Here is a 19,421-nt window from a genome sequence, read left to right on the forward strand (position 1 = left end):
CTCTTCTTTAAATCTGATACACCGGGTGAGTGTTACACCAGCGGCTTTTGTATTCCCGGTCTGCGCGACCAAACGAATAACGCAGTGGCTTGCCCAGAGAATCGGCGTACTCCCATTGCGTCTGGGTGTTCACGAAACTCAGGACACTGCCGGGGCTCAGTTCATTGAACTGCGGATCGACGCCGCCATTGACGTACTCGAGACTCACCCATTCAGGAGCTTCGACACGGTACAGCACCTGTATGGCCGCAGGGCGGTCGGCCATGTATACAACCGACCCCGTCATGAATTCCCGCAACAGGGAAAAGACTTCGGTCAGATGATCCTTGCCGGGCACGTCGAACCCCCAGCGCTTGTGAAACAGGTCTGCGTAGATCGAAGCCTGTTCCGCGGAGGTCAGCTCATTCATCGGGCGAATCAGCCCGCCAGCCTCCTCTAGCAAGCGCTGCTCGCGACGCTGGTTATAACGAAACTTCTTGCTGTATTCCTCGGGGCGACGAGCCATCGCCAAGCCTTCGGACTGAAGGCGCAGGTTGCCGATCCGGCCGCTGTTGAGTTCCGAGACATAACGCATGCGATGGCGCACTGGCACGCTGCAATCTGCCGCCACGGGCAGGATGATCTCGGAGTTGCCCAGATCGAACATGCCACGCAATCCCTTGCGCTTGGTGACATCACGCGAAAGAGCAATATGACGCCCCCAGGCTGGCAGCCCTGCAATCGCCTGGCCGTCACGCACTACGGCCAGGTAGCGCACGGGGATGCCGACCAGCGATGACAACCGTTCTATGACCTGAGGATGGGTGGCAACACTGCCACCATAACGCTCCCAGATCCGGGCATACTCGCTTGCATCAACAGGGGTCCAGCCACGCTCACGCCAACTGCGAAGATGCCCGAGAATCAAAGGGCGCCTCCTGTAACGCCCTCGCTTTCTTCCTTGAAATCCTTCTCGTGAAGACGTGCGTAGTAACCATTGAGAGCAAGCAATTGCTCATGGGTACCGCGCTCGACAATCTGCCCACGGTCCATGACCAGGATCAGATCGGCCTTTTCAATGGTCGTCAGGCGGTGAGCAATGACCAGTGTCGTGCGCCCCTTGACCACTTCATCCAGTGCAGCCTGGATATGGCGCTCGGATTCGGTATCGAGAGCCGAGGTCGCTTCGTCGAGGATCAGCAGTGGCGCATTCTTGAGCAACGCACGAGCAATCGCCAGACGCTGACGCTGCCCGCCGGAAAGCAGGACACCGTTCTCGCCCACCAGCGTCTCGTAGCCCTGAGGCATCTGTACGATGAACTCGGCGGCATAGGCGGCTTCGGCGGCCTTTTGCACATCTTCGATGGGCGCACCGGCAAGATCACCGTAGGCGATGTTGTTGGTGACGGTATCGTTGAACAAGGTGACCTGCTGGTTCACCAGCGCGATGTGCTGGCGCAGATTGTTCAGTTTGTAATCTTCGACATCGACACCATCAAGAAGGATCTGCCCTTCGCTGTGGTGATAGAAACGCGGAATCAGGTTGGCCAGTGTGGATTTCCCGCTACCCGAGCGCCCCACCAGCGCGACCATCTGCCCCGGCTCGGCAGTGAAGGAAATATCCTTGAGTACAGGCGTTTCGACATTCGGGTAGGCGAACGTCAGGTTACGCACTTCCAGACGACCGGAAACATGTTCCTGTTCGCATGTGCCGCTGTCCACTTCAGGCTCTTCGTCCAGTTGCTCGAAAATGTTTTCGGCAGCCGCCAGGCCTTTCTGGATGGTCGCACTCACTTCCGAAAGCTGACGAATCGGCTTTGGCAGCAAGCCTGCCGCAGTGATGTAAGCGATCAGTTCACCAGCAGAAGCATCGCCACGCATGTACAGCACCAGATACATCAGAATCGCCATCGCCACATAAATGACCAACTGCAACATGGGCGTGTAGATGGACTGCGTGCGGGTCATGCCGAGGCTGCGGTTCATGTTGCTGGCGCTGGCATCCTGAAAACGCTGCTTCTCGTAGGTTTCTCCACCGAAACTGCGTACAACCCGATACCCCTGAATCGCCTCTGAAGCGACATGGGTAACGTCGCCCATCGCTTCCTGGATTTTCTTGCTTTGCTTGCGAAATTTCTTGCTGGCGCTGCTGACCATGACCGCGATGATCGGCAGGATGGCCAGCATGACGAGGGTCATTTTCCAGTTGCTGTACAGCAGGTAACCGATCAGGAATACAACCGTGAACCCTTCACGAATCACCACTTTGATTGCATCGGTGGCCGCACCTGTGACCATGGTCACGTTGTAGGTGATACGTGAAATCAAATGGCCCGAATTATGGTTATCGAAATAACGGTTTGGCAGAGTCAGCAGGTTGTCGAACAAGGAGCAACGCAGGTCATGAACGACGCCGCGAGCCACTTTTGCCAGGTAATAGTTACCCAAAAATGAGCCTATGCCTTGGTAGACCGCAATGAGTACAATCAGCAGCGGTACCCCGAGAATCAGCGACACGCCAAGAAATTTGCTGCCATCCGGCTCCTGCAGGGCATTGAGAAAGTGTTTGAGCATGTCGGCCAGCATGGGCTGACTGGAGGCAAACAGAAGAAAGCCGATGATACTTACGGCAAACGACCTCCAGTAGGGGACCACGTATTTCAACAATCTCAGATAGATTTTCATGCTTGACTGCTGGGTAGAACTGGCCATTAAAGCGCCCCGTACCATTCATAAGAGAGACAGATGCGCATTGTAACAGCGAACCAAATGCAAGATTGGCTAACCGAAGGGACCGTTCTGGAAAAAGACAGCCATGGCCCCAAGGTCATCAGCCTTGCCAGCGGTGAGCTATTGAAGATTTTTCGCAGCAGGCGCCATCCGTTTCTGGTTCGTTTGAACCCCGATGCTCAACGTTTCTATCAGCAAAGCTGCCGCCTGCGCGAGCGCGGCATCAATACGCCGCAGGTCAACGATGTGTTCTGGGTCGAGCCTTCCAAAGGGATCAGCGCATGCCTGTATCAACCTTTGCCCGGCACGCCTCTGGACTCGCTCTACAAGCAGTCGTTCGAGACTTTCATGAACCTGCTGCCTGAACTTGCCCGCTACATCCACTTCCTGCATCAACGAGGCATCTATTTCCGTTCGTTGCATCTGGGCAATGTGCTGCGTACGCCCGACCAGGGTTTTGGCCTGATCGACTTCCTCGACACCCGTTTCAAGAGAAAGCCGCTCAGCAAGTCGATGGTAAGACGCAACTTCCAGCATCTGCAGAATTACCTGCGACGCAGCAAGATTTCCGACTTCCCGTGGGATGAGCTCATGCGTGCTTATGAAGTGGCAGCGAATCAGGCAAGAGCCTGAGAAAAGCCGGAGCGATTATCTTCCGAGCTTGAACATCAGCCGGTCAAAGAGGCTCATGACGTCAGGCGCCGGGAAGTCCTGCGAAAGGTGCCGAAAAACGACTTCGGACTGCTTGAAGTAATCAAGATACTGCTGCGCAAAAAGCAGCCCCTGCTCCCCGACACGGGCAAGCAGCGCGGGGTCACTGCGTAACAGTGCCAGCTTTTCCGAAAACTCCTGCTCATTGTCGTAGAGCATGGCATTGACGCCATCCTCCAGGCCGATCGCCTGCTCTTCGCCCTGCCCCTGGCGGTAAGCCAGCAATACACAGCCGCAAGCCATGGCCTCGAAGTTCTTCGCCATGTATTCGCCAAGCCCGATATCCGCACTGACAAATACCCGGATGCGATTGAGCGCTTCACGGTACTCGTCGCCGGGCGCTGTTCGCATGAGCTCAAGCTGATAGCGCTCAACGGCACGTTGCAGGAAATCCCTCCGCTCACGGTACGTATCGCTGCCCAGACGACCGATGAATCCCAGCTCGATATCACGCTCGATGCCACTGACGTATAACGAGGAAGAGTTATAGCCCTTGGCCAGAAAGTGGGCATCGACGCCCATTTCACGAAAGCGCTCGGCGACTCGAAAGCCGGTCATGATCACCCTGGCGTTGGGTATCCTGCGATAGAAAGCGGAAAACTTCCCCTGCCACCGCGAGCCGGAAATGAACTCCTGACAGGCATCTTCCTCGTAGATCAGCAGCCCTGAAATACGCTTGAGCTGGCGAGCCTGCCTGCACAGGTAGCGAAAGAGCAGATCGACCACAACGCGGTCATAGAGCGAGAAATCGATCCCGCTCAAGACACGGCCCAACTGCTTGTGCTGCTCGCGATCGACGTAGCGCACTTCCACATCGCCAAAGCGCTTGAGGCCCTGCCATAGCTGGCGGTTATCGGGCTCTCTCGGCGTGCAGGTCAGGACCAGAATGCGCATCAGCGCTTCCCGAACTTGAGCGCCTTGCGCACGTAACTCCACTTCAGTGCCTGCAAGGGACTGAAACGAAGAGCACGCAGGTAATAGCGACGCGCCACGGAGTAATCGCCAGCCAGTTGAGCGGCGCGAAACAACGAGAGATAGACCTGAGCAGAATAGCGAGGCAGAAGAACACGGCACTCGTCCGGCAGGTGTGCGAATACTTCCTTGATCAGCCCTGTGGCCACACTTTCTTCGTCGGCACGGCTATGGCGCAGGCTGTCGGCGTGCTTGTAGATACGCGCGATCGGCTGCTGCACCAGCGCAACAGGTGCGCTGACCAGAACGTAGGCAAACACCGGAATATCCTCGCCCGAGCGCAGGCTTTGCGGATAAGGACGCTGGAGCAGAAGATCCCGCCGCAACAGGGTGCAGCAATGGGAAATCGCGATTTTCTTCTGCAACAGATACCGGCGAATCAACTGCTCCGGGCTGCCTTGGGCCGGCGTCGGCTGGCGGACCCGCTCACGCCCGTCCGGGTAGACAGAAACCTGCCCACCCAGCACCAGCCCGACGTCAGGATTATCCGTCACGGCCTTGCGCAACGCGGCCAGGGCATCCGGCAACAATTCGTCATCGGCATCCAGCATCAGGGCATAGCGGCCCCGAGCCAGACGAACGCCATGGTTACGCGCAGCAGCCGCACCGGCATTGGCCTGATGAACCACGGTCAAGCCACTTGCGTGGCGAGCCTGATAGTCATCGAGCACCTGCCGGGTGTCGTCGGTGGAACCATCATTGACGACCACCAGCTCAACATCATCTGCCAACTGAGACAGCACCGAATCAATCGCTCGCGGCAACAACGAGGCATAGTTGTAAGCCGGGATGACGACGCTGATCAGTGGCTCAGGCATTCTCGTACGTATCCACGCCGTCTTTGACCACCAGAATGTCTTCCATGATCAGGTACTGCAGATCCGACCCGAAGAACATGTTCAGCGCATCGGTGGGCGAGCAGATCATCGGCTCGCCACGACGGTTAAGCGAGGTGTTGAGCGACACACCGTTGCCCGTCAGGTTTTCCAGTGCCTTCATCATGTCGTAGTAGCGCGGGTTGTATTCGCGCTTGAGCACCTGGGCACGGGACGTGCCGTCTTCGTGAACGACTTCCGGCACACGGGTCTTCCACTCTTCAGCCACTTCAAAGGTGAAGGTCATGAACGGCGCAGGATGATCGATGGTGATCATCTGCGGTGCCACGGTGTCGAGCATCGACGGGCAGAAAGGCCTCCAGCGCTCGCGGAACTTGATCTGTTCGTTGATGCGGTTGGCAACACCCGGAATGCTTGGGCAACCGATGATCGAACGACCACCCAGGGCACGCGGACCAAACTCCATGCGACCCTGGAACCACGCCACCGGATTGCCTTCGACCATGATTTTCGCGATGCGCTCAGGCGTGTTTTCGATCTGACGCCAGACTGGCTTGTCCGGATGACGGGCGCAGGCTGCGATCACGTCTTCGTTGCTGTAGGCCGGGCCGAGGTAGACGTGCTCCATCTTCTCGACCGGCACGCCACGGGCGTGAGACACGTACGCGGCTGCGCCGACTGCCGTACCGGCGTCGCCGGAGGCAGGCTGGACAAACAGTTCTTTCACTTCCGGACGGGCAATGATGCGCTGGTTCAGCTTCACGTTCAGCGCACAGCCGCCCGCGAAGGCGATCTTGCCGGTTTCCTTGAGGATGTCACCCAGGTAGTGATCCATCATTTGCAGCGCCAGTTTCTCGAACAGCGCCTGCATGCTGGCGGCGTAGTGGATGTAAGGCTCATCGGCCACATCGCCCACACGCTTCGGACCCAGCCACTCGATCAGTTTCGGCGAGAAGTAGAAGCCCTTGCCGTTCTCTTTATAGCGACGCAGGCCGATGACGTTGGCCAGTTCGGTGTTGATCACCAACTCGCCGTTTTCAAAGGTCGCCAGACGCGAGAAGTCATACTTGCTGGCATCGCCATACGGAGCCATGCCCATGACCTTGAACTCGCCGTCGAGCATCTCGAAGCCGAGGAACTCGGTGATAGCGCCATACAGGCCGCCGAGGGAGTCCGGATCGAAGAATTCCTTGATCTTGTGAATCTTGCCGTTTTCGCCATAGCCGAAGAAGGTCGTGGCGTACTCACCCTTGCCGTCGATACCCATGATCGCGGTTTTTTCCTTGAAACCGGAGCAGTGGTAAGCGCTGGAAGCGTGGGCCAGGTGGTGCTCGACCGGCTCGATCTTGATCTTTTTCGGATCGAAGCCCAATTGCTCAAGGCACCAGACAATCTTGTTGCGGTAGCGCTTGTAGCGGCGGTTGCCCATCAACAGTGCATCGAGTGCGCGGTCAGGTGCGTACCAGTAACGCTTGGCATAGTGCCAGCGAGCCTTGCCGAACAGGCTGATCGGCGCGAACGGAATCGCGACCACATCGACGTCCGAAGGCTTGATGCCTGCCTGTTCCAGACAGAACTTCGCCGACTCGTAGGGCATGCGGTTCTTTGCATGTTTGTCGCGAACGAAACGCTCTTCTTCAGCCGCCGCAATCAGCTTGCCGTCGATATAAAGCGCTGCGGAAGGATCATGGCTAAGGGCGCCGGACAGGCCAAGGATCGTCAATGCCACTAGGGTCTAGCCTCTTTAGTCTGCATGCAGGCGCGTCGCGCCCGAGAAAAGGTGTGCCCCCCGCACTGCGGGCCAGGGACAGCTAAAGCGCGCGATTATAGCGTAATGACCGGGGATTTGGCTCGGGGACTGAAAGCCGATCGGAATATACAGCCAGGTGCCATCACGAAAAAGCGCTGAATGGCTACCCCATATCCGGCATCCAATAATTATCTACACCCCCGCTGCGCACTGTTTCTGATTGATTGGGCCCCATCACAGTCGGCCCGACGGCCCTCAATCAAACCTCAGCGCTTGAAGTGCTCAACGGAAAGTAGACACATGGAAACATTGCCCCCTTCAACCGGGTTCCCCGACGATACCTTGCCTGCGGCTTCGGCCGCCCTCAAAAGGCTCGCTGAGCTGAGCGCCAGTCTGCTCACTGATCTCAACGCACTTCCAGCAGTCGATGACGACCTGCTGGATGCGGACGCCTCACGGCAAGAGCAGGAAACCGTCCGCCTGTTGCAGCGTATCAATGACTACTGGGACGCACCCAGTGCATCCGACGGAACCCGCTACGAGAAATTTCTGACCGGCATGCAACAAGCTCTGCGAGACGAACTGAGCATCAAGATCCACGAGCGCGATCTCGCCGCGCACTATATTGCGTGCCTGCCCGCCTCGCGCCGTCGGTCGGATAACCCCCAGACAGTTCCCGCCAGAAACTTTGCCTTGCAGGTGCAGCTTCAGGAAAACGAACAGGCCGAAGTGGCGGGTGCACTGGTGATGTCCCGGGAACAGGGGCATACCCTGCTGGTCTTGCCCGGTATTGGAGCCACAGGCTTCAGCAGCCAGACAGAGATGCGCGAAACCCTCGCCAACTGGCTCAATGATCCGACGTTGAAAGATGCGCTGTTCAATTGCTTCGAGCAGCGCTATCAGGACGTGCTGACAGCCATCGACAACGATCCCGATCTGCATCTCGAACCCTTCACGGCCAACGACCTGCTGCTCAAGCCCATCGTTGGCGCGCCCTACGCCTATGCCATGAACAGGCTGCTGGATAAACAGTATGCAGATGTCCGCTACGCCTGCGCACTGACAGCAATCGATGACAGAACAAAACGCCGGACGCTTATCCAGGCGGCCATCGGCATGCGCGGCCTGTTCGGTCCCGCCGCCATGCTGGAACTGCGCGAGCTGGCTTCACTGGAGAGACGCTACCGCCGCAGCCTGCCGGACTGGATCAAGATGGCCAGCCAGGAGGATCGCAACGCCTATGCCGAGCGTCTGCAACAGTATGATCAGGCTCGCGCAGTCACGATCAGTGCACTGAATGCGGCAGCTTCACCGGAGCAGTTTGCCAAGACACAACTGCGCACCCGACTGGCCAACGACCTGGGTTACGACCTGGACCCGAGCGCCGTCAAGGCAACCACTCAGCGCACCCTTCCCGTGACAGGCGCCCCCTACACGCTGACCCGTTCACTGACAGAACTGGCCCTGTACGGCCTGCACCCTGGTGACCGCAAGCAGGGTTCTGAATTTCTCGAACATACGACCTTCAGCCTTGAAGACGTACCGTTGGCAACAGATTACGCCTCCCTGACTCCGGCCTATCTGGCAAAGCTCATCGACGAACTTGACCTGCGACTGAGTTTTGCTGCCTTTCAGCAAACCGAGTACCACAAGGAATACAACCAGCAAGTCATGGTGCTTCTGACCCGCCGCCAGATAAGCTCCCTGGCGTACGCAGCGAAAATGCAGGGCCATATCCGGCCCGAGGACTTCACAACGGTCGAAGCCGTGACGAACCCGGAACAGTCCCCAACGGACTCTCGGCTGATCGTCCAGCAGGTCAAGCTGAACCGCCAGATACTGAGCAAGCTGCTGGTCATTCGCCAGGAAACGGCAACCGGCCAGTTGGAGCGCCTGATTCTGGTCGCGGTCGATACTGCGCAACCTCAGTGCTTCTGGGCCTTTGACAATGAAACCCAACTGCGCAATGAGCTGGTCGGCTGGGCCGGTTCGGCCCCGTTGTGCGACTACCTGCTCAAACAGATCGAGGTTACGGCTCGCGCTGCACTGGCAGAACAACTGGCTGCATTGAAGCTCAAACCTTACCCCTCGGCGGACTTCCTTGGGCTGGTCAACCTGTCGAACTTTGACGCGGGCCTGCGCATCCTTGCCGAGCAGCATATTCGCGTGGCGCTGTCCGAGCAGGAGCGCCACACCCCTGACTGGTATCGAAAAGCCAGCCTCGCACAGCGCCAGGAACTGGTAGCCCTGGAAGACGCTGCCAACGGCGCACGCAAGAATTACGACGCCCAACCCCACACCCACATGCAGCCATTCAAAGCCTATGTGCATGAACGGGCCAGCAAGCAGATCGGCAAACTGCTCGGTGTACCGGCCGGCAGCATAGACCCCGACATGGTCGTGATCCGCAGCGAACGCGAAACCCTCTCCTACACCGACATGCTGCTCAATGGCTATGACGACAGCATCGGCATCATTCGCAGCACCGCCGACACTCAGGCGACCTTCAGCGGCCCGCAAGGCGTGAACCTCAACGCGCTGTCGCCGGAGAAAGTCGCCGAGTCGGTACGCAATCAATGGCTGGCCGACGACTATATCGCTCTGGTGAACAGCACCCTGCTCAACCCGAACTCGCAGGGTTATGAATACCGGCGCAAGACCAGCCTGCTGATGACCCAGCTACAGATGAAAGCGGCGGCCTTGCGCAGCCTGCTCAAGGGGCATATCAGCCCGACGCAGCATCAATGGCTAATGGACTCTATCGATCACGCCCATGTGAGCGAACCGCGGATCCGCGAGCAATACCCGCTGTATCCATTGCAGATCCATGTGGATAAACCCTTTATTGCCTCCGGACTGGGAGGCATCAATCAACTGGTCATCTCCGACACCAACCTGATCCATGTCGAAACCGTGCAAGGTTGTGTGGCCATTCTCCCCATGTCCATCAGGCAGGCGGCGCTTCTCTATACGCCACGGGCACCGGACGGCATAGAGTTCCGTCTGTTCAGCAGCTTCACCGAGTCACTCGGCACACCGGGCATGATCGACTACTACAAGGACCGCTGCCGCCTCAAATCACGCAAGGCCCTGTCGTTCTTCCTGAGAGACATGCAAAAGGGCAACGCCAACAAAGCACCTTTTCTACCCAGAGAACCCATTTCCGACTTCGCCGACACCTGCTTCAATCGCCCGATCCTGCGCAAACTGCGGGATGTGAAAGAAACCACCACCGGGCGCAATGACATGCTGGCCAGGCTGATCTGGGTCAGCATCGAAGTGATAGCCACCATTGTCACCCTGCCCTTTCCACCTGCCAGCTTTGCCGTAGGTGCCTTGCTGTCCCTGCATGACACAGTTCGAGCGCTCCAGTCCTTGCGTGACGGCGATAGCGAAACCGCCAGCGCCTACATACTGACCGCCATGCTCAACAGCTTCGGCGCGGCAGGTGATCTGCATTCAGGCCTCAAGGGTTTCGGCAGCGTGGTACGCCAAGTCGGTCCGCCACCTTCACCCGATTCGGCTCTACGCCCGGTGAAACGTGTGCCCTCGTTACCCCGCTACGAAGACCTGTTTCCCATAAAACTGAACGACGAAGCCCTTCTGGTCGGCAAACCGGACACCAACGGTTACTTCCCGGTCCTGCGCAATGTCAGCGGCTCTCCGACCGAGGCAGGCAGCACCGGACAATTCATCAGACCCGGCAGCGGCACATGGCAGCCGCTCGATGCTGCAACACCCTCTCCAGCAGGCGTGCACGACGGGTTTGAAGTCCGTCTTTCATTGAACAACGTGCCGCGTATCGGCGACGGTCATGCCAAAGGCGTCTGCACAGTCAATGGCAAGCAGTACATCGAACTGTCCGGCAAGACCTTCGAGGTGCAATACGACACACAGATTCACTGCTGGCAGATCATCGATCCGCAAAACCCGTTCGCCTTTTTCGGCAAACAACCGGTACGACTGGATGAACAGGGCAAATGGCAGCTCGCTGACCGTCAGCAGTTACGAGGCGGCGGACGGGACAGCCCGCAGAACTACAGACCGTTGCCTGAAGCAGAAGCCACCGGCACAGGCACGACGCCTGGCGATTACGAGTTGCCGGCACAGATGCAACCCCATATGGAGCTCATTATCAGCGGGGAGGGCTATGACCCGAGCGGGCTGGGCATGATGCAATACTTTGAAACCTACTTCATGGAGATGCGTCTGAGATTCACCGTGCTCAGGGAAAAGCTCTACCACGATGCCCATGCCTTTTTCAGCGCGCCATCATTGCCTGCGCGTCCTTCATTACCGACGCTTGAGTCCGGGGCAAGCCTCGACACGCTGTTCGAGAGCCTGCTGGCACACAACAGCGGCCTGGTCCTGAGCGAAGCGCCCAAGTCGGTCGCCAGCAAGCGCCTGCTTATCCAGAACATGCCTCTTCTGGCCAAGGAACGGGTCGAGATTCTGTACATCGAGCATATGTTCACTGACAAACATCTGCCAAAACTTGCCCGCTATCGCCAACTGGGCAAGAAGACCCGCTCCGGCTCCCATGAAATCAAGGAGCATCTGGAATACCTCAACGACAAGGCCCTGAATAACCAGACAACAGAGTACGACTATTACCACCTGATCAAGATCGCCCACAGGCATGGCATCGAAGTGCGCCCGTTCAGCTCTTCGATCAGCTATCCGCTCATCCGACACCCCGTAACGGCTGCCGCAGGCGATACAGCGGCCAGCCAGAAAATGAGCAATTTCTTTGGTCATAAACTCATCAGCAGCGACGTGGCGAGTGAGCCATCAAGACGCTGGATCGCCCTTCTGGATGAAAAGCTGGCAACCACCCATGGCCAGATTCCTGGTATTGCCGAGCTTCAAGGCGTGCCCAGCGTTCATATCCAGGACGTTGCGAGCGGCAGCCCGACACGGATCAAAACCACTGCAGGCTCAGCGTCAGCAGACTCGGCAGCCCGTTGCGACTTCACGATAGAGTTCGCCAACCCGTTGACCATCCCCCCCGCAAAAACATTACCCGAGAGCACCCTGCTGGACATGGCTCTGTTCAAGGAACTGGGCAACAGGAAAAGCATCGAGAACCCAAAACTCTGGTCGGGCGAATACGGTTTTCACTGGGGTGACACCAAGGGCTGGTTGCGTATAGAGCCCGATCACTGGACGCCCAACAGTCCATCGAGCGCCATTCAGAAGTCGCTGGCAGATGCCACGTACGAAGTCCCGCTGGAGAACAGAAGCACCCTGTATCAGTTGGCGAACTTCGAGCATAAAGGGCTGGATCAGCATTACTTTTTCATGGACCCGGAGCTGAGCGCGGTACGGGGAAAGTTTTTCCAGGTGCGCGCCAAGCTGCAAGCCGATGCCCGAAATATTGCAGCCATCGAACTGCCTGTGCGCCCGAAAATGCCTAACGTAGAGCCAAAGGCTCCATTGCCGGACTTTCTACAGACGCTGTACCAGCACACCGATGGCGTGGTGATTGGCGAGTCTCACTCTTCAGTGGCCAGCAAAAAGCTGATTATCGACAACCTGCCATTGCTGTCGCAGCAGAAGGTCAAGACGCTGTACCTGGAGCATTTGCTGGCTGATCTGCACCAGGCGGATCTGGACCGGTTTTTCGAGACCGGGCAAATGAGCAAGACCCTGCTGCATGACCTGAAAAGGCTCGACAGAGGACACTATACCGACCCGAACAGGATCTATACCTTCGAGCAATTAGTACTCAAGGCCCAGCAGAATGGCGTGGAGATCCGTGCGATCGACTGCTCGGCGAGCTACCACCTCAAGGGCATCCTGGGAGAAGCACCCACCACTCGTCAGCAAATGATGAATTACTTTGCGCACCTCACCATTCGCAAACACCAGGAAGTCATGGGCTCGCACAAATGGATCGCTCTGGTGGGCAACACCCACGCCAACACCTACCAGCAGATCATACCGGGCATCGCCGAACTGGAAGCCGGGATCGGCCTGCGCGTTATCGATACCCCGCCCGGACAATCCAGAGGCGTGATAGCCGATCCGGGCGACAGGATCAGACGCGGCCTGATCCCTGAAACCGTGCCGATCAAAAGCGATTATCTGGTGGAAATGGAAATCCCGGGAGCAACCCAGGGCATCGTCATACGCCCTGTGCAAACGCTGCCCGTCGAACAGCGACTGACCCGGCCCGGAATGTTCCTGATCGAAGAATCGGAGGACGGCCTGCAAACCATCGTCCACCGATCACGGGACACCTTCATTCACCGCACGCCGATACAGGTCAATGCCGAAGGCAAGCTCTACATCGACCGCCCTACCTGGACCAACGCCCACCTGACGCCTTACAACAACATGTTTGCGCTGGTGGCGGCACTTGAGGAACTGAACCTGATGCACGTGACCTGATCGATGGCAGGGCGAACAAGCCAAGGCCTGTTCGCCCTGAGAAGGTCGATACTCAAGGATGAAAAACCACATCGATCTTCACCGGAGCGAATAGGCCATACATGACAGACACTCCCTATCCAGGCAAGCGCTGCTCCAGCAACTGGTGCAGTGCACTTCCTGCGGGCCAGTTACGTATGAAGCGCGCCCGGTCGCGGGCATATGCGGCTGCAAACGACGACTGGGAGCTGTGTTGCTGCATGGCGTCCAGATCGATCAAGGCCCAGCGGTCTTGATGCCAGAACAGGTTATGGCCCTTGAAGTCGCCATGGCTGATGCGTTCGCGGATCAGTTGCTCGAAGAGCAGGTCCAGTGCCAGCAGTTCATTTTCCGGCACATCACCTGACTCAACGTAAGGCGCGAACCGTTTGATGATATCCGGCCCCGACAGGAATTCGGTGACCAGATACGCCTTGCGGCGCAAGCCCAGTACACGCTGTTCCAGCACCGCCAGCGGTCTGGGCGTGGCGATCCCCAGGAACTCCAGGCGATTGGCTTCACGCCAGGAATGCCAGGCACGGCTCGGACGCCAGAAACGTTTGAGCCAGTGGGCGAAGTTCTTGATGTTGTAGCGTTTGATGAGCAGTGTGCGGCCATTGACCTCAACCCGACCTACAGTAGCCGCGCCGCCGGTCTTGTACAGATGGCCTTTGTCGAGCAAGGCGTCGGCCTGCTCCAGAACGGGCAACAGGGCAGACTCGTCTTCGCGGCGGATCGCCCGGAATTGCGAAGCCGTGTCTTCGACGCTGAACAGGCTGCAATCACGCCCGGTCTTGTTCAGGTAATCCTTCAAGCGCCAGCTACGCACCTTGTCGATCTGCTTTTGCAGGGCTTCCATGGGCAAGGCATGTTCGGCGTTGCTCAACAGATAATGAACCAGCAGTTCTTCGGTAAACGGCTCCAGTGCCTTGGGCAACTGGGCGAAAAACACGCCAAGGTTTTCCAGCACGGCCTGACGGGATAACGGCTTGCCTGCCTCTTCGACACGAATGCCAGCGCCGTCAATCAGGTACAACTGGCCGCTATGGCGCAGCAGGTTGTCCAGATGCAGGTCTTCCTGCCACAGGCCTTTGGCATGCAGTTGGGCAATGGCTGATAGGGCTTCCCCCAGCACAAGCTGTTGCTCATCGGCCAGCGGCGGCAGGTTCTCAACCTGACTCCAGGCATCACCCAGGCTCTGGGCGTTATCCAGAAACTCGAACAATAACCAGCCGCCCTCGCCTTCATGCAAGCCATCGGCCAGTAGCAGAGGCGTGGTCAAACCTTGTTCGGCCAGCAAGCGGACGCCATCCAGCTCACGCTGGAAATGCCGGGCAGCCTTATTGCCCACCAGCAGCTTCGCCAACACCGTACGACCGCGCCAGACACCCGCGCCGACATAGCGTTGACCCGGCAGCACCCGCAATAGCGTCAAGAGTTGCAGATCGGCCGGGCCAATGGCATCGGCCAGGGTCACGTTCAGGGGCAGCTCAGGTGTGCGTCCGGCATTCTTGAGTTCAGACAAACGCATCAGCGCGCCTCTTTGTTGTCGCGGTGATGTACGTCCCGCTTGTGTTGACCACGCTGGCCCAGGCGCAGACACCAGGCATTGACCTGTGCGCTGTCGGGGGCCGCCTGCAGATAAGCGGCCAGCAGCACGCGCAACTCGTCGGCCCCCCATGCCGTGGCACGACGCAGCAAGGGCTCCAGATCCTTGATCAGATCACGCTTGCCAAAGAAGACCGGGCGGGTTTTCTCCAGATCGATCAGTTGCGCCACATAAGCATCGCCACGAGCCTGGAGGAAAATATGCTTGGGATAGAAACAGCCGTGAACCTGCCCGGCCCGGTGCAGGGTGCGAGCCAGTTGCCCACAGGCCTTGATGATGGCGGTGTGCTGACTGGCGTCCAGACTGGACCATTGCTCAAGCAAAACGTACAGATCAGTCCAGCCGTCCAGTGCGCGGGTCATCAGAATCGCCCGGCGCTCGCCATCGACCTTGCTCTCGCCATAGAACACCGCCTGCAATGCCGGGATACCCAGCTTTTTATAGCGGCTGATATTGCGGAATTCGCGGGAGAACGATGGTTCACCCAATGGATGATGCAGCGTATGGGTCAGGTAATTGCTCTGACGCTTCAGGTAAAAGCCCTGACCTTCCAGCTCCAGACGAAACACGCTGCTCCAGCCACCACGCCCGGTATTGGGCTCATCGACGGCATCGAGCTTTATATTCCACAGCGACTGAAAATCAGCCAGACCATGGCGCTCAAGCAGGGCACGGTCGGCATCGGCAATGAAAACGCTCATTCACGCCCCTCGAAAAAACTGACGATGTGGCGAATGCGCTTCTTGTCGGAAGCATTCAAACGATCCCGCTGACGGTACTGCAAATAGAAGCGCAGTCGCTGGGTCGCGGATAAATGGTATTTGGCGACCTTGTCCAGGCAGGCCAGATCCTTGGTAATCCGATAGCGGAGCATGAAGCTCCACCAGAACGCACCGTTGGGGCAATCGATGAAAAACAGCCTGGACTCGTCGTCGACCAGCAGGTTGCGCCACTTCAAATCGTTATGAGTGAAATGCTGGTCGTGCATGACCCGGGTGCAACGCGCCAGCTGCCGGCTGATGACATCGACCCAGGCACGATCCGCCAGCCGCGCGTCTTTATGCCGCGCCAGTTCGGACAGGTCTTCGGTACGAGGCAACTCGCGGGTGATGAGCGCGCCACGATCATAGGCCGCGCCCTTGCGCTCCAGGCCCCAGGCCACTACATCCGCAGTCGGGATTCCCCATTTGGCGAAGCGTTTGAGGTTCTGCCATTCGGACTTGACCCTAGGGCGGCCCAGATAGCGGCGCAGGCCTTTACCTGCGCCGGTGTAGCGCTTGACGTAATAGGTCACTCCGCCACGCGCCACGCGAATCACTTCGGAGAGCAGATCGCTGGTCAGCTGTTCGCCCTGCAAGGCAAAAACCGCGTCCAGACTGCCGAAGTCCTCAGCCAGAAAGGCGTATTCCGGCTCAAGATTCCAACCCGCCATCAGAGCGCATCTCCGTAACGCAATTTACGCTGATACAACTTGTCCGCCTTTTTATCCAGCCAACGCAGCAATGAGGCTTCCCGAACCAGCACTTCGCGCAAAGGCTTCTGGAAGTACCCCTTGAGAAAACGCAATTTGTCGCGCTTGGTCAGGCCGATGTCCAGCGCCGAGAAATACAGCGCGGCCAGGTCCTTGTTACGCCAGCGCGGCGTGATTGCGCGACGGGTCTGGGCACGATGCAGGTCGATGACCGACAATTTGAAGTCGTCGGCCGTCACCGGCTTGTCGGTGTGCAGCAGGAAGTGGCAGATGTAGCAGTCCCGATGGTTTACACCAGCCCGATGCATCATCCCGACCATACGTGCGACTTCGGCGATGAAGGCCCGCTTCAGGCGCGGCTCGGGCGGCTCGTTGCGCCAGTTGATGCTGACATCTTCCAGGCTTTCGGTGGGTGCCAGTTCTTCGGTAACGATGAACGAGTGCTGAGCAGCCGGATTGCTGCCACGCTCGCCATAGGCCACGGCGGTCATGGTCGGCACGCCGACTTCCTTGAGACGCGCTATCGCGTCCCACTCCTTGCCTGCGCCCAGTACCGGCAGCTTGGCGGTCACCAGATTCTTGGCGATTTCACCCCAGCCGATGCCACGGTGAATCTTGACGAAATAGCCTCGCCCATCGACTTCGGTGCGCAATGTGCGACGGCCTTCCAGCTCGCGATAGACCTGCCCTTCCAGAGCCTCGACCTCGACGAATGCATCTCGCCCGGCCCATCGGCTCTTGAACGGTTCAGCGAGGAACAGCTTCATTGAGGGGGCTCCGCCAGAATCACATCGGCAGCGTGCTGCGGCATGCTGTAAAGGTCCGCCGTATCGGCGAACGCCAGACCATTCGAGCCCCAGGTGCGACGCGCTGCATCGTCTTCGAGCATCTTGACCAGATAACGGTTGAGCTGCGCCTGATCGAACGGGTCATCCAGCACCAGACCGCTGTCGGCCTCGGCAATGTAATGAGCATACCCACAGACCGCACTGACCAGCACTGGCAGGCCAGCCACCAGCGCTTCAAGCAGCACAGTGCCAGTGTTCTCGTTATACGCCGGATGAATCAGCAGGTCGGCGCCGAGCAGGAAACGCGGAATATCGCTACGCCCTTTCATGAAGGTCACCTGTTCGCCCAGCCCCAGTGCTGCGCTTTGCAACTGGAATACTTTGGGGTCGTCCTGGCCGATTACAAACAGGCGAGTGCGTTTTTTAAGTTCGGCAGGCAAGGCGGCCAGCGCCTTGAGGCTGCGGTCCACGCCCTTGGTCTTGAAGCCCGAACCGATCTGGACCAGCAGCAGCTCGTCGTCAGCCAGCCCGAATTCCTTGCGAAACCCGGCGCGAATCTCGGGCGCATCGGGTGGCGCACGGCGGTCCTGGGAAATACCCGGCGGCAGCAGGTGGAAGCGCGACAATGGCGTGTCGTAATACTTGATGAACAGCGGCTGCTGCACTTCGGAAATCATCAGCACCTGGGTTTTCGCCTCTCTGGCGAATACCGCCCGCTCGTACCCGGCAAAATGGCGATAACGGCCCCATTTGCGGTACAGGGAGTTACGCAGGTTCTGCGCCTTGTCCTCGAAACAGGCGTCGGCGGCGTAATACACGTCCAGACCGGGCATCTTGTTGAAGCCGATCAAGCGATCCACCGGGCGCTTGGCCAGGTCCGCTTCCATCCAGGCGCTGAGCTTTTCATTGCGCCGATGGTTGAAGAACGCCTTGACCGGCGCGACCAGCACCTCGAAGCCAGGCGGCACATCGCCTTCCCAGATCAGGGTGTAGACGCGAATCTGATGCCCGCGCTCCTGGCACTCCAGCGCAATACGCATGAAGTCGCGTTGCAGGCCGCCGAACGGGAAATATTTGTAGAGTACGAAAGCCAGTTGCATCAGTTGTGCTCCTTTGCCAGCAACAGCGCGCCCAACTGGCTCGCTACCCGCTCGGGATTCAAGCGAGTGAAGCACATGGGCCACTCGCGTTTCAGGTCGAACCGCAACTGATCGTCAGCCGTCGGTTGATAAGTACATTTCTTTTGCAGGCAAGGGGCACATGCCGGGTAATCACCGGCCAGATGCACCTGGGACTTGCCGTAGGCGCCGGTCAGGCCCGGATTGGTCGGCCCGAACAGGGAAATGGTCGGAACATCCAGCGCCGCAGCCAGATGACCGATGCCGGTATCCACCGCCACGCAGGCCTGGGCACTGGCCAGTACACGGGCAACGCCCGCCAGATTCAGCTTCGGCAAGACCTGCGCATTGCCCAGGCCTTCGGCGATACGCTCGGCGCGGGCCTTTTCAGCCGGGTTGCCCCATGGCAGGCGCACGTTCAGGCCTCGCGCAGCCATCAGCTCCGCCAGTTGCCGCCAATAATGCTCGGGCCAGTGCTTGGTTGCCCAGGTGGTGCCATGCAGAAACAGCACGAATGGCGCCTCAAGCGTTTCATCCAGTGCCGACAGACGCTTGAGGCCATAATTGCCAAGGCCCGCAGGCAGTTCATAGCCCAGAGCCTGAGCGAACAACTGCCGCAACCGCTCAACCGCGTGCTGCCCACGTGCCACCGGGTAAGGCCGGTCGTAGAAACGGCTGGCAATGGGCTCGCGTGCCGAGTGTTTGTCCAGGCCAGCAACCGGAGCGTTGACGTAACGGGTCAGCCAGGCGCTCTTGAACAGGCCTTGGGCATCAATGACCACGTCGTAATGTGTCTCGCGCAGACGCTGCTTGAAACCCTGCCACTCACCGGTCTTGAAGGTCTGCCACAGGTTCTTGCGCCAGCGACGGATCGCCACCGGAATCACCTTGTCCACCGCCGGGTGCCAGGTCGGAATTTCGGCGAAGCCTTCTTCCACCACCCAGTCGAACTGAATGCCCGGCAGAGCCTGCGCCGCATCGGTCAACGCTGGCAAAGCGTGAATCACGTCGCCCAGCGAAGAAGTCTTTATCAGCAATACCCGCAA

Annotated in this window: 13 protein-coding genes; 2 read left to right on the forward strand and 11 right to left on the reverse strand. The window is 58.5% G+C overall.

The window, feature by feature from the left end:
* Window positions 1-7: 7 nt before the first annotated feature.
* Together CKW23_RS06105 and msbA are read right to left on the reverse strand one after the other, a co-directional pair.
* A complete protein-coding gene (locus CKW23_RS06105; RefSeq protein ID WP_025258261.1) occupies window positions 8-904 on the reverse strand; it encodes a GNAT family N-acetyltransferase in 897 nt (298 codons plus the stop codon).
* Window positions 904-2,691, reverse strand: coding sequence for a lipid A export permease/ATP-binding protein MsbA (msbA, locus tag CKW23_RS06110; RefSeq protein ID WP_025258260.1), 1,788 nt, complete (start codon window positions 2,689-2,691; stop codon window positions 904-906). The genes CKW23_RS06105 and msbA overlap by 1 nt, the downstream gene beginning before the upstream one ends.
* 57 nt (window positions 2,692-2,748) lie before the next feature.
* Here msbA and CKW23_RS06115 point away from each other — a divergent pair, with 57 nt between their 5' ends.
* The gene (locus CKW23_RS06115) at window positions 2,749-3,342 is read left to right on the forward strand and encodes a lipopolysaccharide kinase InaA family protein (protein ID WP_236249395.1); all 594 of its coding nucleotides are present in this window, start codon (window positions 2,749-2,751) and stop codon (window positions 3,340-3,342) included.
* Window positions 3,343-3,357: 15 nt separating this feature from the next.
* On the opposite strand, the gene CKW23_RS06120 is transcribed toward CKW23_RS06115, so the two are convergent.
* From CKW23_RS06120 to CKW23_RS06130, 3 genes are read right to left on the reverse strand one after another with little or no spacing between them, the layout of a single operon-like run.
* A complete protein-coding gene (locus CKW23_RS06120; protein ID WP_025258258.1) occupies window positions 3,358-4,314 on the reverse strand; it encodes a glycosyltransferase in 957 nt (318 codons plus the stop codon).
* Window positions 4,314-5,210, reverse strand: coding sequence for a glycosyltransferase family A protein (locus CKW23_RS06125; RefSeq protein WP_095067239.1), 897 nt, complete (start codon window positions 5,208-5,210; stop codon window positions 4,314-4,316). The genes CKW23_RS06120 and CKW23_RS06125 overlap by 1 nt, the downstream gene beginning before the upstream one ends.
* Entirely contained in the window at window positions 5,203-6,957 is a 1,755-nt protein-coding gene (locus CKW23_RS06130) for a carbamoyltransferase (RefSeq protein ID WP_025258256.1), read from the reverse strand. The genes CKW23_RS06125 and CKW23_RS06130 overlap by 8 nt, the downstream gene beginning before the upstream one ends.
* Before the next feature lie 321 nt (window positions 6,958-7,278).
* Here CKW23_RS06130 and CKW23_RS06135 point away from each other — a divergent pair, with 321 nt between their 5' ends.
* Window positions 7,279-13,371 carry a membrane-targeted effector domain-containing toxin gene (locus tag CKW23_RS06135; RefSeq protein WP_095067240.1) on the forward strand — a complete coding sequence of 2,031 codons (6,093 nt, stop codon included), beginning with the start codon at window positions 7,279-7,281 and terminating at the stop codon, window positions 13,369-13,371.
* A 115-nt stretch (window positions 13,372-13,486) separates the two neighbouring features.
* Here CKW23_RS06135 and CKW23_RS06140 read toward each other — a convergent pair whose 3' ends face one another.
* From CKW23_RS06140 to waaC, 6 genes are read right to left on the reverse strand one after another with little or no spacing between them, the layout of a single operon-like run.
* Complete coding sequence (locus tag CKW23_RS06140; protein WP_038399738.1) at window positions 13,487-14,920, reverse strand: lipopolysaccharide kinase InaA family protein; 1,434 nt, start codon at window positions 14,918-14,920, stop codon at window positions 13,487-13,489.
* Window positions 14,920-15,699 carry a lipopolysaccharide kinase InaA family protein gene (locus tag CKW23_RS06145; protein WP_025258254.1) on the reverse strand — a complete coding sequence of 260 codons (780 nt, stop codon included), beginning with the start codon at window positions 15,697-15,699 and terminating at the stop codon, window positions 14,920-14,922. The genes CKW23_RS06140 and CKW23_RS06145 overlap by 1 nt, the downstream gene beginning before the upstream one ends.
* Window positions 15,696-16,430 (reverse strand): lipopolysaccharide kinase InaA family protein, encoded by a 735-nt coding sequence (locus CKW23_RS06150; RefSeq protein WP_025258253.1) that lies wholly within the window; start codon window positions 16,428-16,430, stop codon window positions 15,696-15,698. Before CKW23_RS06150 ends, CKW23_RS06145 begins: the two co-directional genes overlap by 4 nt.
* Window positions 16,430-17,236, reverse strand: a complete 807-nt coding sequence (gene rfaP / locus CKW23_RS06155; RefSeq protein WP_095067241.1) for a lipopolysaccharide core heptose(I) kinase RfaP — start codon at window positions 17,234-17,236, stop codon at window positions 16,430-16,432. Before rfaP ends, CKW23_RS06150 begins: the two co-directional genes overlap by 1 nt.
* A complete protein-coding gene (locus CKW23_RS06160; protein ID WP_025258251.1) occupies window positions 17,233-18,357 on the reverse strand; it encodes a glycosyltransferase family 4 protein in 1,125 nt (374 codons plus the stop codon). The genes rfaP and CKW23_RS06160 overlap by 4 nt, the downstream gene beginning before the upstream one ends.
* Window positions 18,357-19,421: a lipopolysaccharide heptosyltransferase I gene (gene waaC, locus CKW23_RS06165; RefSeq protein WP_025258250.1), complete on the reverse strand. Its 1,065-nt coding sequence runs from the start codon at window positions 19,419-19,421 to the stop codon at window positions 18,357-18,359. Before waaC ends, CKW23_RS06160 begins: the two co-directional genes overlap by 1 nt.

The organism is Pseudomonas sp. Irchel 3A18, from assembly GCF_900187465.1.
GTDB lineage: Bacteria > Pseudomonadota > Gammaproteobacteria > Pseudomonadales > Pseudomonadaceae > Aquipseudomonas > Aquipseudomonas cichorii.

Bases quoted from the DNA above. Each gene is read 5' to 3' on its own strand.
- msbA (WP_025258260.1), bottom strand. From the start codon at position 2,691: ATGGCCAGTTCTACCCAGCAGTCAAGCATGAAAATCTATCTGAGATTG.
- CKW23_RS06115 (WP_236249395.1), top strand. From the start codon at position 2,749: ATGCAAGATTGGCTAACCGAAGGGACCGTTCTGGAAAAAGACAGCCAT.
- CKW23_RS06120 (WP_025258258.1), bottom strand. From the start codon at position 4,314: ATGCGCATTCTGGTCCTGACCTGCACGCCGAGAGAGCCCGATAACCGC.
- CKW23_RS06125 (WP_095067239.1), bottom strand. From the start codon at position 5,210: ATGCCTGAGCCACTGATCAGCGTCGTCATCCCGGCTTACAACTATGCC.
- CKW23_RS06135 (WP_095067240.1), top strand. From the start codon at position 7,279: ATGGAAACATTGCCCCCTTCAACCGGGTTCCCCGACGATACCTTGCCT.
- CKW23_RS06140 (WP_038399738.1), bottom strand. From the start codon at position 14,920: ATGCGTTTGTCTGAACTCAAGAATGCCGGACGCACACCTGAGCTGCCC.
- CKW23_RS06145 (WP_025258254.1), bottom strand. From the start codon at position 15,699: ATGAGCGTTTTCATTGCCGATGCCGACCGTGCCCTGCTTGAGCGCCAT.
- CKW23_RS06150 (WP_025258253.1), bottom strand. From the start codon at position 16,430: ATGGCGGGTTGGAATCTTGAGCCGGAATACGCCTTTCTGGCTGAGGAC.
- rfaP (WP_095067241.1), bottom strand. From the start codon at position 17,236: ATGAAGCTGTTCCTCGCTGAACCGTTCAAGAGCCGATGGGCCGGGCGA.
- CKW23_RS06160 (WP_025258251.1), bottom strand. From the start codon at position 18,357: ATGCAACTGGCTTTCGTACTCTACAAATATTTCCCGTTCGGCGGCCTG.